This is a genomic window from Bacillus thuringiensis, from assembly GCF_001595725.1.
GTDB lineage: Bacteria > Bacillota > Bacilli > Bacillales > Bacillaceae_G > Bacillus_A > Bacillus_A thuringiensis_K.
In genome coordinates this window covers 1,470,420-1,483,312 of the sequence record NZ_CP014282.1, presented here as the reverse complement: position 1 = coordinate 1,483,312, position 12,893 = coordinate 1,470,420, and the positions used below count along the sequence as shown (strand labels likewise).

The window sequence follows — 12,893 nt, the reverse complement described above, 5'->3', positions numbered from 1 at the left end:
ACCTTGCTTTTTTACGCTTCACTTACTGCATTTTGCATAGATACTGGCTCTTCTTCTACTTTCACTTTGCGCTGCGGCACCATATTAAATACGATATTTAAAAGTACTGCTGACGCACTTCCAAGTACAATTCCGTTATCTGTTAAAATACGAATGCTTTCTGGAAGTTGTGAAAATAATGTAGGAACGACTGTTACGCCAAGCCCAATTCCAACAGAACATGCAACGATTAATAAGTTTTCTTGTTTACCAAAATCAACGCTACTTAACATTTTAATACCATATGCCATAACCATACCGAACATCGCTAACATCGCACCACCCAGTACTGATTTCGGAATAATTGTTGTAATAGCTGCGATTTTAGGAATGAAACCAAGAACGATTAACATACCACCACACGTGTAAATAATAACGCGATTTCTTACTCCAGTTAATTGAACAAGTCCTACGTTTTGAGAGTATGTTGTATATGGGAATGCGTTGAAAATGCCACCTAACACCATCGCTAATCCTTCTGCACGATAGCCTTTTGTTAATTCTTTTTCACCGATTTTTTTATTGCAAATATCAGATAATGCAAAGTATACACCCGTTGCTTCTACAATCCCTACACAAGCAACAAGAATCATCGTAATAATTGGTGTTAATTCAAAGGTTGGTGTACCAAAGTAAAATGGTTGAATACCGTGGAACCAATCAGCCTCTCCAACCGCTTGCAAACTTACTTTCCCCATAAACGCTGCAACGATAGTACCGAACAACAAACCTAATAGAATAGAAATGGAACGGATAAATCCATCAAAGAAACGATACATAACGATGATAAATAATAACACTCCAAATGCTAACGCTAAGTTTTCAAGACTTCCGAAATCTTTGCTTCCTACTCCACCAGCCATATCATTAATAGCAGCTGGAACAAGTGTAACTCCAATTACTGTAACTACAGATCCTGTTACAACAGGTGGAAACAGTTTTACAAGTTTTCCAAATAATTTCGCAAAAATAACAACAAATAACCCAGCAGCAATAATTGCTCCATAAATTGAAGACACACCGTATTGTTTTCCAATCGCAATCATCGGTCCAACCGCTGTAAATGTACAACCAAGTACAACGGGAAGTCCTATACCAAAAAAGCGATTTGATAATGCTTGTAAAATTGTCGCAACGCCGCACATTAATAAATCAATTGAGACTAAATATGTTAACTCTTTTTGATTTAAACCAAGTCCGCCGCCCACAATAAGCGGAACGATAATTGCTCCAGCATACATTGCAAGCATATGCTGCATACCAAGCGATGCAATTTTAAATGGATGCTGCTTCATCGTTTATTTCACCTCCGCAGTTTCTTGCTGTACAAATGTAACTGTGCCGTTATCAAATGATGCAATTTCTGCTAGTGATTCAACACGAACGCCTTGTTCACGAAGCTTCTTTCCTCCATCTTGAAATGCTTTTTCAATAACAATCCCAATTCCTGCAATACTGGCTCCTGCTTGCTCTACTAAACTCATTAACCCTAAAGCAGCCTGACCGTTTGCTAAAAAGTCATCGATAATTAAAACGCGATCACTTTCATCAATATGATTTCGAGATAATGAAATTTCATTCGTTTCTTGTTTCGTAAATGAATATACGTTTGCAACGTACATATTATCTTGTAACGTTAACGATTTACGTTTTCTTGCAAAAATTACTTTTACACCAAGCTCTAATGCAGCCATAACAGCTGGTGCAATGCCTGAAGATTCAATCGTCACGATCTTTGTAATGTTCTCTTCTTTAAAACGTTTAGCAAATTCTTTTCCGATTTCTTGCATAAGTACTGGGTCAATTTGATGGTTTAAAAAAGCATCTACCTTTAATACGTCACCAGATAAAACCTTTCCTTCGTTCAAAATCTTTTCTTGTAATACTTTCATGTTTGTTCCCCCTCTTATGCAATAAAAAAACTCCAAAAGCCGCCACCACTCGTTACAAGTGAGAGACGCGCTTTTGGAGTTTCGCAAAAAAGAATGCTAAACAAGCAAATATATTCGTCCTCACTCATAGTCAAAGTATTTACGGTACTTCGGTAGAAACTTGCAGGCCATATCCCCGCGATTATATGAGTGTAGCTAACTATTTATTTTATAGATGGATTATAACGCACTTTTTATACTTTGAAAAGTATTTATTAACAAAACACGTACAAATTTTATCAAAATATCATTTTCGTTCGAGTTTTGTAAACTATTACATATTATTTCAAAGCGCCGTTAAAACGATTGGCCCATCTTTTGTAATCGCAATTGTATGCTCATATTGCGCTGATAATTTCCCGTCCATCGTTCTTGCAGCCCATCCATTTAAATCTACTTTCGAATATCGCATACCTACATTTACAATTGGCTCAATTGTAATTACCATTCCTTCTTGCAGCTCAGGCCCTTGTCCTTGTTTCCCAAAATGAAAAATTGCTGGTTCTTCATGAATCTCTTTACCGATTCCATGTCCCGTAAAGTCTCTTGCGACAGAAAAACCTTCATTTGTTACATAATTTTCAATTGCATAGCCAATGTCTCCTACATGATTACCAATTACCGCCTGATCAATCCCTTTATACAAAGCATTCTCAGCTACTAACAACAACTTTTCTGCTTCATCAGAAACATTTCCAACTCTATACGTCCAAGCAGAATCTGAAAGACCACCATTTAAGTTTACTACCGTGTCAATTGTTACAATATCGCCCTCAGTTAAAGGTACATCCACCGGAAACCCATGGCACATTTCATCGTTTATAGATGCACATATCGCATATGGATACCCGTTGTACCCTTTCTGCTCAGACGTTGCACCATGCCGTTCTAAATATGCTTCCACAAACGTATTAATTTCTTTTGTTGTAATACCTGGTTTCATTATTTTCGCAATTTCTCTATGACATGAAGCAAGTAACTTTCCAGATTCATGCATTACATCTATTTCATTTTTCGTTTTAATTATACTCATGCTGTCTCTCCTTACTAAACTTGCTATTTACTATTAAACTTCAATCATACACATCCTCTTCCAAAATTTCAAAACTTCCAATTACAAAAAGTATGATTTATTTCTACATCAAAAAAACGGAAGGATATTCTTCTGTTTTTAATCATTTTTACATATATAATTCATTTTCAAAAACTCAAAACAACTACCATTCGTCTTCTGTATAAACGTTCCAACCGCTTCAAATCCTGCCCTTTTATATACTTTAATAGCTCTTTTATTAAATGTCGCTACTGATAACGTTATATAATTGCATCCGTATTTTTCTTTAATAAAAGCTAGTCCAGCATTTACGAACTGTAAACCAAATCCATTTCCAGTTATATCAGGTTTCATTCCAAGACCTATATCAACCGTTCCATCACTTATTTTACAAACAGTAAAAAATCCAATGAGAATGCCATCTTCATTTACAGAAAATGTATAATCCCCTCTACTCTCATCATGTAAAAACTCAGCTAAATCTTCTTCATCTGCCTCTATATCGTAAAAGGAATATTCCCCTTCATAATGCCAGTTATATGCAATTTCTTCTGCTTCTTCTTGCATCATTACTGTATATGTATAAACCATTCTTCTATCCCCCTAAAAAAAGAGCTGCAATTAAGCAGCTCTTTTTTTATAACTCATAAATTTCTTTATACTTCGCTTCTAAATAATCTGCTAAGTAATTTGCATTTAACCCTTCGCCTGTTACATCTTCTAAAATTTCAAGTGGCTTTTTCGTTTTACCATATTGGTGAATATGTTCAGTTAGCCATTCACGAATTGGCGTTACGTTTCCTTCTTCTAATAATGCATCAAAGTTCGGAATATCTTTTAACATTCTTTGCTTAAACTGCGCTGCGTACATATAACCAAGCGCATAAGATGGGAAGTATCCAAATGAACCACCAGCCCAGTGAACATCTTGCAATACACCTTGTGCATTGTTTTCCGGACGAATTCCTAAATATGCTTCCATCTTATCATTCCAAGCCGCTGGCAAATCTTTCACTTGTAATGTACCATCAAATAATTCTTTCTCAAGCTCATAACGAACCATAACGTGAAGCGGATATGTGAGCTCATCTGCTTCTATACGAATGAACGATGGCTTCGATTCGTTAATCGCATCATAAAACTCATCTACTGATATATCATTGAATTGACCATTGCTATACTCTTTTAATAAATCATAATTTTTCTTCCAGAATGATTTATTACGACCGATAAAGTTCTCAAAGAATAACGATTGTGACTCATGAATACCCATAGATGTTCCACTACATAGGGGTGTACCTCCAAATTTTTCTGCAATATTTTGTTCATATACAGCATGACCACATTCATGAATTGTTCCAAACACAGCCATACGGAAATCCTTTTCGTCATAGCGTGTCGTAATACGAACATCCCCTCTATTTAATGTAATCTCGAAAGGATGCACCGTTTCATCAAGACGACCTGCTTCAAAGTCATAATTCAACTGCTTTAATAGCTCTAATGTAAAGTTCTTTTGTTTTTCTTTTGAAAAATGTTCTGATAAAGCACTTGTCTTTAATTTCTTTTGTGACTCCGATATTTCTTTTACAAGCGGAACGATACGCTCACGAAGTTGACCAAATACGTGATCTAACACTTCTACTGTAATACCCGGCTCATACATATCTAATAATGTATTATATTTGTATGTTTCGTAACCCCAATATGTAATAAATTTCTTTTTAAATTCAACTATTTGTTCTAAATACGGACGGAACATTTCGAAATCAGATTTTTCGCGGGCTTCTTCCCACACACTTTCCGCTTTCGCTTCTAATTTCACATACGCTTCATATTCAGCTTGTGGAATTTTTTTATTTCTATCATATTCTTTACGACACTCTTCAACCATTTTCTTCGTCGTTTCAGAAAGTTTGTCTTCACTTATTAAAGCTTCAAGCTCTGTTAAATAATTTCCCATCTCATCTGAAGTCGACATAGCAAACACTTCTGATGAAAGCATACCAATTACTTCTGAACGCTGGTCCACACCTTTTTTAGGCGCACCTGTTCTTAAGTCCCAAAACATTAAGCTTAATGCTTCTCCGTAATTTTGTATCTTCTTCACATATGTTAAAAATTGTTTTTCTACTTCATATGTAGCTACTGTCATCGTATAAAAACCTCCCTTTTCTACCTCAAACTTAATTCGACATGAAAATCTAAATTCCTTTTATAATAGAAAAAAAGCTTGGCAAGCGCCAAGCTTTCTCCTTATAATTCTTTACCTTCTACCGGTAGTACGTTTTTCACCGCTTCTATCACTTTCTCATCTTCTGTATCAGATAAGAAGATTGAAATAGCACCTTTATCGTCACTCGTACGAATTAAACGACCGATGCCTTGACGAAGACGTAAAATCATATATGGTACATCTACATCCCAGAACGGATCATTAACATGTTTACGCTTCGCTTCAAACACCGGATCGTTTGGAGGGAATGGTAATGACCAAATGATAACATGTGATAATGATGAACCAGGAATGTCTAAACCTTCCCATAAATGAACGGCACAAAGTACAGTCTCTTCTTCATTTTGGAAGCGAGAAACGAGCTGACTAATTTCTTGATCCCCTTCATATAGGAACGGAACTGACATTTGTTCTTTACTTACATATTCTTTAAACGCTGCAAGCTCTTGCGTTGTACGGAATAATACAAGTGTACGTCCATTTGTTTTTTGTATATTTTCAAGTGTATATTGACACTTTCTTTCCCATTCATTTTCTTTCGTATGCGATAGTAAGTTTACTGCCATTTGCTCCTCATAATCAAACGGTGAGGCAACTGAGAATGATAAGTAATCTTTTACCCCTAAGCTATTTGCTGTAAACGCGAATGAATCGTTATTAGATAATGTAGCAGACGAGAAGATATACGGGATTTTCTTCGAGAATACTTTCTCTTGTAACACTTCTTCAACTGCACGTGGCATAATGACTAACGTGAAGGCTCCATCACCTTCTTCGCCCCATGTAATTACATTTTTCTCGTGCATGAACAGACGAAGTGAATGTTCTAACACATCTAAATGTTCATCAACGATATTTAAATCATACGTATTTACTGTATGCATTTCACTTTCAAATACTAATGCATCACCGACTTCACCAATTTTCGCATAAAGTCGTTTTGCTTCAGCTGTTACTTTTTCTGTCACAGTAATTTCTAAACGATCCGAACCGGCAATTTCCTTTTTATTTTCTTGTAACACATCAAAGAATCGCTCTGTTTGCCAAATTGTTTCTTCTACTAAATGTGCAAACTCTTCACGAATATCATTTTGTAATAATCTCGTTAATAGTTGCTCCATCATCGTTTGCTTTAAACGGTATGTTAAAGCTTTTTGAGCTGCATATTCTACAAGATGTCCTTCATCGAATACAACGCAGCTACTTTCTGGTAATAACGGAATTTGCCCTTCACGCTTACGAGCATCGTACGTCCAAATATGATCCATATAGAAATCTTGAGAACAAATAATTAAATCTGCTGCTTTACGATAATGTTCACGAGAAAGAGTTTGTCCACAACGATGACGAGAATCACAAGTAAAGCAATCTTGGAAGTAATCCCAATTTACTTTTGACCATTCTTCGTCATTTAAAAGTGGAAATTCTTTTCTGTCACCATAGTGCGTAAAGTTTTGCATCGTACCATGATCGAATACAAACTGTGGTAACTCGTAATATACGTCTTCAATTACTTCTGGAGCTCGTCCACTCATAACATCTTCAAGTTTACGTAAGCATAAATAATTATCCATTGATTTTGCAAGCCTTACATCAACAGATAGCCCTAATGCTTCAGATAACTTAGCAATGTCCCCTTCTTCTTTCACAAGCTGCTCAATTAACGTTTCATCTGCACAAGCAATAATAGCTGGTTTCCCAGTATAACGCGCATAACAAATTGCATATAGAAGATATACAATTGTTTTCCCTGTTCCTACACCCGCTTCTGCGAACATTACTTTCTTTTCTTGGAAAGCACGCTCTAATTGAAACGCCATAAAAATTTGTTCATCACGCTCTTCAAATCCTTTTTCTGGAAGGATGTCGTAAAACACATCTCCAATCCACTCATTCAACTTATCATAAAAATTATCTTGTTTTCCTACTTCAAATGGTAATCTCTTCTCAGTAAACATCCTTAGCCTCCAACCAAAAAGTTTTTCTATAAAAAGATATAGCAACCGCTACTCATTTGTATGCAGTCACTTTCCCCTGTTACAATACATAGAAATGCACGAAAAAAAATTTTCCTTTCGAAAAAGGAAAATTTTCTTCTATATTAATGACTTTAAATACCGTTTATCAATCGCTGTTTCATGTGAAAGAGCTGACAAATATTCTTCTTGTGCTTTTTGTATTTCATCTACAATCACACCTTGGCTATCCACTTCTTTTCCGAGCTCATCATACGTACGGTGAATAGCTTTTTGAATCATTGATAATTGGAAACTATCCATATTAGTTCCTCCTTTACGCATTACATAATAGCCAGTATATGCGTGCTAGAGGAGTTTTATACTATGAATTACGCGGTGGACGTTTTCCGAAGTATTGGTAGTAATCTGTACGGATAAATCCGTTAAATAGTTTACGTTTCTTCGATGCATCTTTTCCGTAACACTTCTCAAATGCTTCGTAACTTGTTAATACATATGCTGACCATGTATCTAACGGACGGAATACTTGTCCCATTTCTTTGTACAATTGTTCAACAAGTGCTTTTTCACTTAAACGTTCTCCGTATGGAGGATTCGTTACAACGTAGCCATAATCCTCTTTTGTTGTGAAATCTTTTACTTGCATTTGTTTAAATGTAATTAAATCGCCTAAGCCTACTTCTTCTGCGTTATCTTGAGCAACTCGAATCATACGATGATCAATATCTGATCCAATGATTTGTAATCGTTGATCATAGTTCGCTAAATCTTCAGCTTCTTGACGAGCTTCACGCCAGTTTTGTTTACCTACCCAGCCCCACTCGTCAGATGCGAAACCACGGTTAAATCCTGGCGCAATGTTTTGTCCAATTAATGCTGCTTCAATCGGAATTGTACCTGATCCACAGAATGGATCAACAAATGGACGATCTGGCTTCCAGTTTGTTAATTTAATTAAAGACGCAGCTAATGTTTCTTTTAACGGAGCTTCCCCTTGATCCATACGGTATCCACGTTTATGAAGTCCAACACCACTCGCATCAATTGTTAATGTTGCAATATCCTTGAGCATTGCAATCTCGATACGGAATAATGGACCATCTTCTTCAAACCAAGTTGTACGTTTATATGTTGTTTTTAATTTTTCAACGACAGCTTTTTTAACGATACGTTGGCAATCCGAAACACTGAATAATTCAGATTTTAAAGATTTACCGATAACAGGGAATTCGCCATTCTCTGGAATATAATCTCCCCAGTTTAATGCTTTCGTTTTTTCAAATAGCTCATCAAATGTTGTTGCTTTAAATTCGCCAACTTTAATTTTTACACGGTCCGCAGTACGTAACCATAAATTCGTGCGACAAATCGCCTTTTCATCTGCTTCAAATGTTACTTTGCTGTTTTCTACTTGACATTCATAACCAAGATCGCGAACTTCTCGGGCAACTAACGCTTCAATACCCATTGCCGCTGTTGCAATTAAAGTAACTTTTCCCATTTGCATTCACCTCTTATGTATATTCAAACAATAATTAATAGCAATTGGTCCTATTAATCATTACATTTTACGAAAAATTTTCTCATTAACCATTTTAACTCATACTTTATAACTTCATACAAATAAAAAGCCCTCCTCTAACAAAGGAGAGCTGAGTTATTTCATAGTTGGTTCATAACGTTCTGTAAGCCATGTTCTGTTCCTTTGTACTACAAACGGCCCACGCCTCGTACTCCGGTGGCAATCATCTATCTACAGGTTATAAAACCTGTCCTTTCCCATCGTTCATTTCCTTGGAAAAGATTCCCCTACCATTATTTGGGTTTCTCGCTCGTGGGGTTTACCTCGTTCCACTCCTATCATTTCTTCAAGGACTTCGTCACTGTGGCACTTTAAAGGTAGTCAAACCATATCCGAAAGGACTTAGGTTTTTTCCCTGCCGTTAAACCAGCCTTACAGCCAGAATACCCTAGCTTATGAATTGGCTAGGCACGAACACTACAGCCATCTCAGGCCGTGCGAGCATGGACTTTCCTCTACAACGTTGGCGTTGCAGCGATTACCCAAACGTTATGACATCCATTAGTATAGTGGAAACAAAAAGATTTTGCAACGTTTTTTTCTATGTAAAATGCTTAAACCTTTTCCCACCTTACATCATTCGTATAACTTACTTCCAAATACAGCTTTTTCTAAGTTAGATAAGCGTTTTAAAATATCCGTATTCGTGTTGTTATAAACTGGTTGTGCAACTGGTGTTTGTACAGGTTGTTGTGGAACTTGCGTTACAGCTAGTTTTTGTTCCTCTAATTCACGCTTTAAACGAGCATTTTGTTGCTTTAATTGCTCAAACTCTTTGTGGAAAGCTTCATAGTCTTTAATGATCATATCAAGAAACTTGTCTACTTCTTCTTGCTGATAACCTCTCATACCTGTTTTAAATTCTTTTTCTAAAATATCTTTCGCTGTTAATTTAATTTTATCCGAAATCATTTTCTTCACCTCAAATTTTTACCAAAACTTTCATTAACTAAATTTTTTCAGAAACAATGCTTTTTGTCAATCATATATACGAGTACTATATTACATATTACTCTGCATTATTCCACTGTTCCTCTTCTATTATATCTTGTAAATCAGAAAAAAGAATGAAATAACTGTGATAATTTTCTATTTCCCCTTTTTTCTTTGCTGATTCTACAATATATTTGGGACTTCCTGGTTTTTCTTCATCGTATACCGCTAAAAGCGCATCACTTTTTTCAATAAAAAATTGATTTTTTAATTTAAATTGCTCTGGGCTTTCATACTTCCGTTTCGTGATACTATCAACATGGTCTGCTTGAGAAAGAATAAATTCGTAATATTCACGATTATCTTCTTTCCAATTTTCTTCTTGTTCTAAAAACGGAGTGAATACCCCTAATTTTAAATCTGGATATTCTACTTGCATTTCAAAAACAACTTCAGCAGCCCATAATTCTACACCTAATTGGCCGCTTATTATAACCCACTCTAAACCATCTTCTACAAAAGTGAGTAATTTACGGTGTAATGCTTTCTTTATACACTCCACTCCTGGATGATCATTTTTAAATATTCCAAGTTCAAATGGCTTATATCCTGTTACTGAAATAACTTTCATATCAACACTCCAATTACAAAAAAAGAACTAGCATTTCGCTAGTTCTAACATATCATTTACTTTTTAAATATTCCACCAACGTTTGGTCCGATATTTGGACCTACTGGTGATACATTGTTTGGTAAAAACGGTGATACATTTGGTCCTGGTCCAAACGGTGATACATTCGGTCCCGGCCCAAATGGAGATATTTGATGACCGTGGTGATGATGATGATGATGACCATGACCACACGGTCCACATCCGCCGCCGAATCCTGGGTCGATTGGGTCCACAACATTTACATTTGAATTTGTTTGTGGGAAGAAGTTTTGGTTTTTAATTTGTTGATGATGTACATGTGTTGTATGTGTTGGGAAAATGTGTGGCACCACCGTTGTTGAAAAAGAGTGTGTTACGCATTGTTTCGTCGGATGAATGACAGGAGCAGTCGTACAAATAGGTCCTGTAGGCTTATGCCCTCCAAAGCAAGGATGACAATGATGCATAGTTTTTTCTCTCCTCTCTCGTTAAAAAAAATCTGATTACACTTTACAGTATGAGAAAAGAGAGAAAGCCGTTTGTTATATATACCCATTTATTACAAGGAAATTTGTCTAGTCCTTTATTTCATCTACATTGTTTTTATAGACAATCCTTCAACATTACTTACCAAAAAAGCCTCCAACTTGCTTTACAATACCTGTCACTTGATTCATCGCATTCATCATTTGTCCAGCTGTATTCATCATTTTATTTACATCATAGTTACCATCTGATGTTTTAAATTGAGAAACAAAACTAGAAAACTGACTTGGCTGTTGTTGCTTTTGCTTACCCTGCGTCGGATACGGTTGTTTTGGTGGATAAAACATCGCTTGTTGATTAGCATACGGCGATGGTGGTGGTGGCATATAATATTGCGAATTCATATAAGGCTGCTGCTGTTGTTGATTCATGTATGGTTGCTGAGCTTGTGGTTGTTGAGCTTGATTCACATAAGGTTGCTGCTGTTGTGGTTGTTGAGCTTGATTCATAAAGGACACTTCAAACGGTTGATAATAATTTTGATTTCCATAATAAGGCTCGAAAGGATACATATTATACCGTAAATATGTATCCGTATTATATTGGTACATATTTTGCTGTATATATGGATTCGTTTGCTGATATACGTTAGGTTGTTGAAACATGCATTCTCTCCTCCTTCACATAAGTTTCTACATATATAATATGTACCTATAAAATAATATGTGTGATGGAGTATCTGTCTATTTTTGTCGGAAGTTTAAATTTTTAAAAAATTAAAAAAGAAAACCCTTCCATGCTATGATAATGAAGAAGAAGATTCTCATGGGGGAGGAATCAACATGGTATTAGGGGATTTAAAACAAGCGTTTTCTCAAAAAAAGGGGTATTGCACAGAGAATGTAAATGAATTATTAGACTTTGCGAGACATTGGTATCTCGAAGGAAAAATATGCATATCAGATTATCGAACATTAATAAAAGAATTAGAAATAAACGGCGCAACAAAACCCACAACAATGACAGAAGCATAAAAATAACAAGAGGGCTCTCCCTCTTGTTATTTACATTGCTCAACTATATTTTGCAAAGTATACGAAATGGCTTGGTGTGTTTCAAAGAATCGTTTACCTTTACCTTTATTTACAAAGCATTGTAACACATTCGTTTGTAAATTATCGTATACTTGATCAATTTGCTGTACATGTATATATTTTGGCTTTTCTTCTTTAATCCACGTATAAGCTAATTCTTTCCACTTCTTTAATTCCTCATCTACCATATCTACAAACGGTTTCATATCCTTATAAAAGTCGTATTCGGTTAGTTCTCTCTTTTTTACATTCGCTTCATTATTATACTGCATGAGTTTTTCTGAAGACTGTATTAACGCTTCATTCTTCATTACTTTCCCACCTTATTATGCACTCACTACGACGTTTTGAAATGTCTTTACCCAATTCCCTTTCTCTTCGTGATGCACTAATTTATTTTCCATATGTTCAATATGCATTTCTGTTATTTCTATCTTATTGCATATTTTTTCACTCGCATCCTTTAATGCATGATTCATTCTAATCCCTATATTCATTTCCAGCAAATCGAGAGAACTTAACATTTGATCCATTTTTTTCATTACATCTTCCTTTTGAACCATCGCCATATACAAAACGCCTCCTTCTTTGCTTTTCCTTTGTCATGTATTTTCGCCGAATGATTCACCACTCCTGCCCACATGACAAAACTAGTTGTTATTCGTCAAAGAAATCATTTCGTATGTCATTTATAGAAATGGTAACAATACAAAAAGGAGGTGTATTACAATGGCAAAGAACAAAAATGAAAAAAAGAAAAACCAAAACAAACAACAAAATAAACCCGAGACTGGCAATCCAAAGCTAGATGGTCCAAACTTCCCTGCTACATAAAGCGAGACTTTATTACGAACAGTTAAATTTCAAGTCACCCTTAATCTCCTACTAGCATTACGTTTTGAGATTA

At 35.7% G+C, this 12,893-nt stretch carries 16 protein-coding genes, 1 other RNA gene and 1 riboswitch; of the genes, 2 read left to right on the top strand and 15 right to left on the bottom strand.

The window, feature by feature from the left end:
• Window positions 1-11: 11 nt before the first annotated feature.
• The 13 genes from pbuX to AXW78_RS07530 all read right to left on the bottom strand — a co-directional run bounded on the left by pbuX (window position 12) and on the right by AXW78_RS07530 (window position 11,557).
• Window positions 12-1,334 (bottom strand): xanthine permease PbuX, encoded by a 1,323-nt coding sequence (pbuX, locus tag AXW78_RS07590; RefSeq protein ID WP_061883940.1) that lies wholly within the window; start codon window positions 1,332-1,334, stop codon window positions 12-14.
• A 3-nt stretch (window positions 1,335-1,337) separates the two neighbouring features.
• Window positions 1,338-1,931 (bottom strand): xanthine phosphoribosyltransferase, encoded by a 594-nt coding sequence (locus tag AXW78_RS07585; RefSeq protein WP_000866486.1) that lies wholly within the window; start codon window positions 1,929-1,931, stop codon window positions 1,338-1,340.
• Window positions 1,932-2,038: 107 nt separating this feature from the next.
• Window positions 2,039-2,140: riboswitch (purine riboswitch) on the bottom strand.
• Between the two features lie 116 nt (window positions 2,141-2,256).
• Window positions 2,257-3,003 (bottom strand): type I methionyl aminopeptidase, encoded by a 747-nt coding sequence (locus AXW78_RS07580; RefSeq protein ID WP_061883939.1) that lies wholly within the window; start codon window positions 3,001-3,003, stop codon window positions 2,257-2,259.
• Window positions 3,004-3,141: 138 nt separating this feature from the next.
• Window positions 3,142-3,615 (bottom strand): GNAT family N-acetyltransferase, encoded by a 474-nt coding sequence (locus AXW78_RS07575; protein ID WP_061883938.1) that lies wholly within the window; start codon window positions 3,613-3,615, stop codon window positions 3,142-3,144.
• A 46-nt stretch (window positions 3,616-3,661) separates the two neighbouring features.
• Entirely contained in the window at window positions 3,662-5,179 is a 1,518-nt protein-coding gene (gene ypwA, locus AXW78_RS07570; protein ID WP_061883937.1) for a carboxypeptidase, read from the bottom strand.
• A gap of 101 nt (window positions 5,180-5,280) precedes the next feature.
• The gene (locus AXW78_RS07565; RefSeq protein WP_000493698.1) at window positions 5,281-7,218 is read right to left on the bottom strand and encodes an ATP-dependent DNA helicase; all 1,938 of its coding nucleotides are present in this window, start codon (window positions 7,216-7,218) and stop codon (window positions 5,281-5,283) included.
• Window positions 7,219-7,356: 138 nt separating this feature from the next.
• Window positions 7,357-7,539, bottom strand: coding sequence for a DUF3921 domain-containing protein (locus AXW78_RS07560; RefSeq protein WP_000376898.1), 183 nt, complete (start codon window positions 7,537-7,539; stop codon window positions 7,357-7,359).
• 61 nt (window positions 7,540-7,600) lie between these two features.
• The gene (locus tag AXW78_RS07555; protein ID WP_000521224.1) at window positions 7,601-8,740 is read right to left on the bottom strand and encodes a THUMP domain-containing class I SAM-dependent RNA methyltransferase; all 1,140 of its coding nucleotides are present in this window, start codon (window positions 8,738-8,740) and stop codon (window positions 7,601-7,603) included.
• Window positions 8,741-8,920: 180 nt separating this feature from the next.
• Window positions 8,921-9,311: RNase P RNA component class B (rnpB, locus tag AXW78_RS07550), an RNA gene on the bottom strand.
• 86 nt (window positions 9,312-9,397) lie between these two features.
• Window positions 9,398-9,733, bottom strand: a complete 336-nt coding sequence (gene gpsB / locus AXW78_RS07545) for a cell division regulator GpsB (protein ID WP_000622431.1) — start codon at window positions 9,731-9,733, stop codon at window positions 9,398-9,400.
• 97 nt (window positions 9,734-9,830) lie between these two features.
• Complete coding sequence (locus AXW78_RS07540) at window positions 9,831-10,385, bottom strand: SLOG family protein (RefSeq protein ID WP_000864832.1); 555 nt, start codon at window positions 10,383-10,385, stop codon at window positions 9,831-9,833.
• Window positions 10,386-10,441: 56 nt separating this feature from the next.
• Window positions 10,442-10,873 (bottom strand): CotD family spore coat protein, encoded by a 432-nt coding sequence (locus tag AXW78_RS07535; RefSeq protein ID WP_000546272.1) that lies wholly within the window; start codon window positions 10,871-10,873, stop codon window positions 10,442-10,444.
• A gap of 156 nt (window positions 10,874-11,029) precedes the next feature.
• Window positions 11,030-11,557, bottom strand: a complete 528-nt coding sequence (locus AXW78_RS07530; RefSeq protein ID WP_000487629.1) for a YppG family protein — start codon at window positions 11,555-11,557, stop codon at window positions 11,030-11,032.
• A 177-nt stretch (window positions 11,558-11,734) separates the two neighbouring features.
• Here AXW78_RS07530 and AXW78_RS07525 point away from each other — a divergent pair, with 177 nt between their 5' ends.
• Window positions 11,735-11,926 (top strand): YppF family protein, encoded by a 192-nt coding sequence (locus tag AXW78_RS07525; protein ID WP_000242653.1) that lies wholly within the window; start codon window positions 11,735-11,737, stop codon window positions 11,924-11,926.
• Window positions 11,927-11,952: 26 nt separating this feature from the next.
• Here AXW78_RS07525 and AXW78_RS07520 read toward each other — a convergent pair whose 3' ends face one another.
• Both AXW78_RS07520 and AXW78_RS07515 read right to left on the bottom strand, forming a co-directional pair.
• Window positions 11,953-12,297 (bottom strand): YppE family protein, encoded by a 345-nt coding sequence (locus AXW78_RS07520; RefSeq protein WP_000786940.1) that lies wholly within the window; start codon window positions 12,295-12,297, stop codon window positions 11,953-11,955.
• 15 nt (window positions 12,298-12,312) lie between these two features.
• Window positions 12,313-12,555: a hypothetical protein gene (locus AXW78_RS07515; RefSeq protein ID WP_001252036.1), complete on the bottom strand. Its 243-nt coding sequence runs from the start codon at window positions 12,553-12,555 to the stop codon at window positions 12,313-12,315.
• Window positions 12,556-12,640: 85 nt separating this feature from the next.
• Here AXW78_RS07515 and AXW78_RS35465 point away from each other — a divergent pair, with 85 nt between their 5' ends.
• Window positions 12,641-12,820 carry a hypothetical protein gene (locus AXW78_RS35465; protein WP_001987054.1) on the top strand — a complete coding sequence of 60 codons (180 nt, stop codon included), beginning with the start codon at window positions 12,641-12,643 and terminating at the stop codon, window positions 12,818-12,820.
• The last annotated feature ends 73 nt before the right edge of the window (window positions 12,821-12,893 follow it).

What these genes read in the sequence shown, in the direction of transcription:
- pbuX (WP_061883940.1), bottom strand. Translation starts at nt 1,334, where the DNA reads ATGAAGCAGCATCCATTTAAAATTGCATCGCTTGGTATGCAGCATATG.
- AXW78_RS07585 (WP_000866486.1), bottom strand. Translation starts at nt 1,931, where the DNA reads ATGAAAGTATTACAAGAAAAGATTTTGAACGAAGGAAAGGTTTTATCT.
- AXW78_RS07580 (WP_061883939.1), bottom strand. Translation starts at nt 3,003, where the DNA reads ATGAGTATAATTAAAACGAAAAATGAAATAGATGTAATGCATGAATCT.
- AXW78_RS07575 (WP_061883938.1), bottom strand. Translation starts at nt 3,615, where the DNA reads ATGGTTTATACATATACAGTAATGATGCAAGAAGAAGCAGAAGAAATT.
- ypwA (WP_061883937.1), bottom strand. Translation starts at nt 5,179, where the DNA reads ATGACAGTAGCTACATATGAAGTAGAAAAACAATTTTTAACATATGTG.
- AXW78_RS07565 (WP_000493698.1), bottom strand. Translation starts at nt 7,218, where the DNA reads ATGTTTACTGAGAAGAGATTACCATTTGAAGTAGGAAAACAAGATAAT.
- AXW78_RS07560 (WP_000376898.1), bottom strand. Translation starts at nt 7,539, where the DNA reads ATGGATAGTTTCCAATTATCAATGATTCAAAAAGCTATTCACCGTACG.
- AXW78_RS07555 (WP_000521224.1), bottom strand. Translation starts at nt 8,740, where the DNA reads ATGGGAAAAGTTACTTTAATTGCAACAGCGGCAATGGGTATTGAAGCG.
- gpsB (WP_000622431.1), bottom strand. Translation starts at nt 9,733, where the DNA reads ATGATTTCGGATAAAATTAAATTAACAGCGAAAGATATTTTAGAAAAA.
- AXW78_RS07540 (WP_000864832.1), bottom strand. Translation starts at nt 10,385, where the DNA reads ATGAAAGTTATTTCAGTAACAGGATATAAGCCATTTGAACTTGGAATA.
- AXW78_RS07535 (WP_000546272.1), bottom strand. Translation starts at nt 10,873, where the DNA reads ATGCATCATTGTCATCCTTGCTTTGGAGGGCATAAGCCTACAGGACCT.
- AXW78_RS07530 (WP_000487629.1), bottom strand. Translation starts at nt 11,557, where the DNA reads ATGTTTCAACAACCTAACGTATATCAGCAAACGAATCCATATATACAG.
- AXW78_RS07525 (WP_000242653.1), top strand. Translation starts at nt 11,735, where the DNA reads ATGGTATTAGGGGATTTAAAACAAGCGTTTTCTCAAAAAAAGGGGTAT.
- AXW78_RS07520 (WP_000786940.1), bottom strand. Translation starts at nt 12,297, where the DNA reads ATGAAGAATGAAGCGTTAATACAGTCTTCAGAAAAACTCATGCAGTAT.
- AXW78_RS07515 (WP_001252036.1), bottom strand. Translation starts at nt 12,555, where the DNA reads ATGGCGATGGTTCAAAAGGAAGATGTAATGAAAAAAATGGATCAAATG.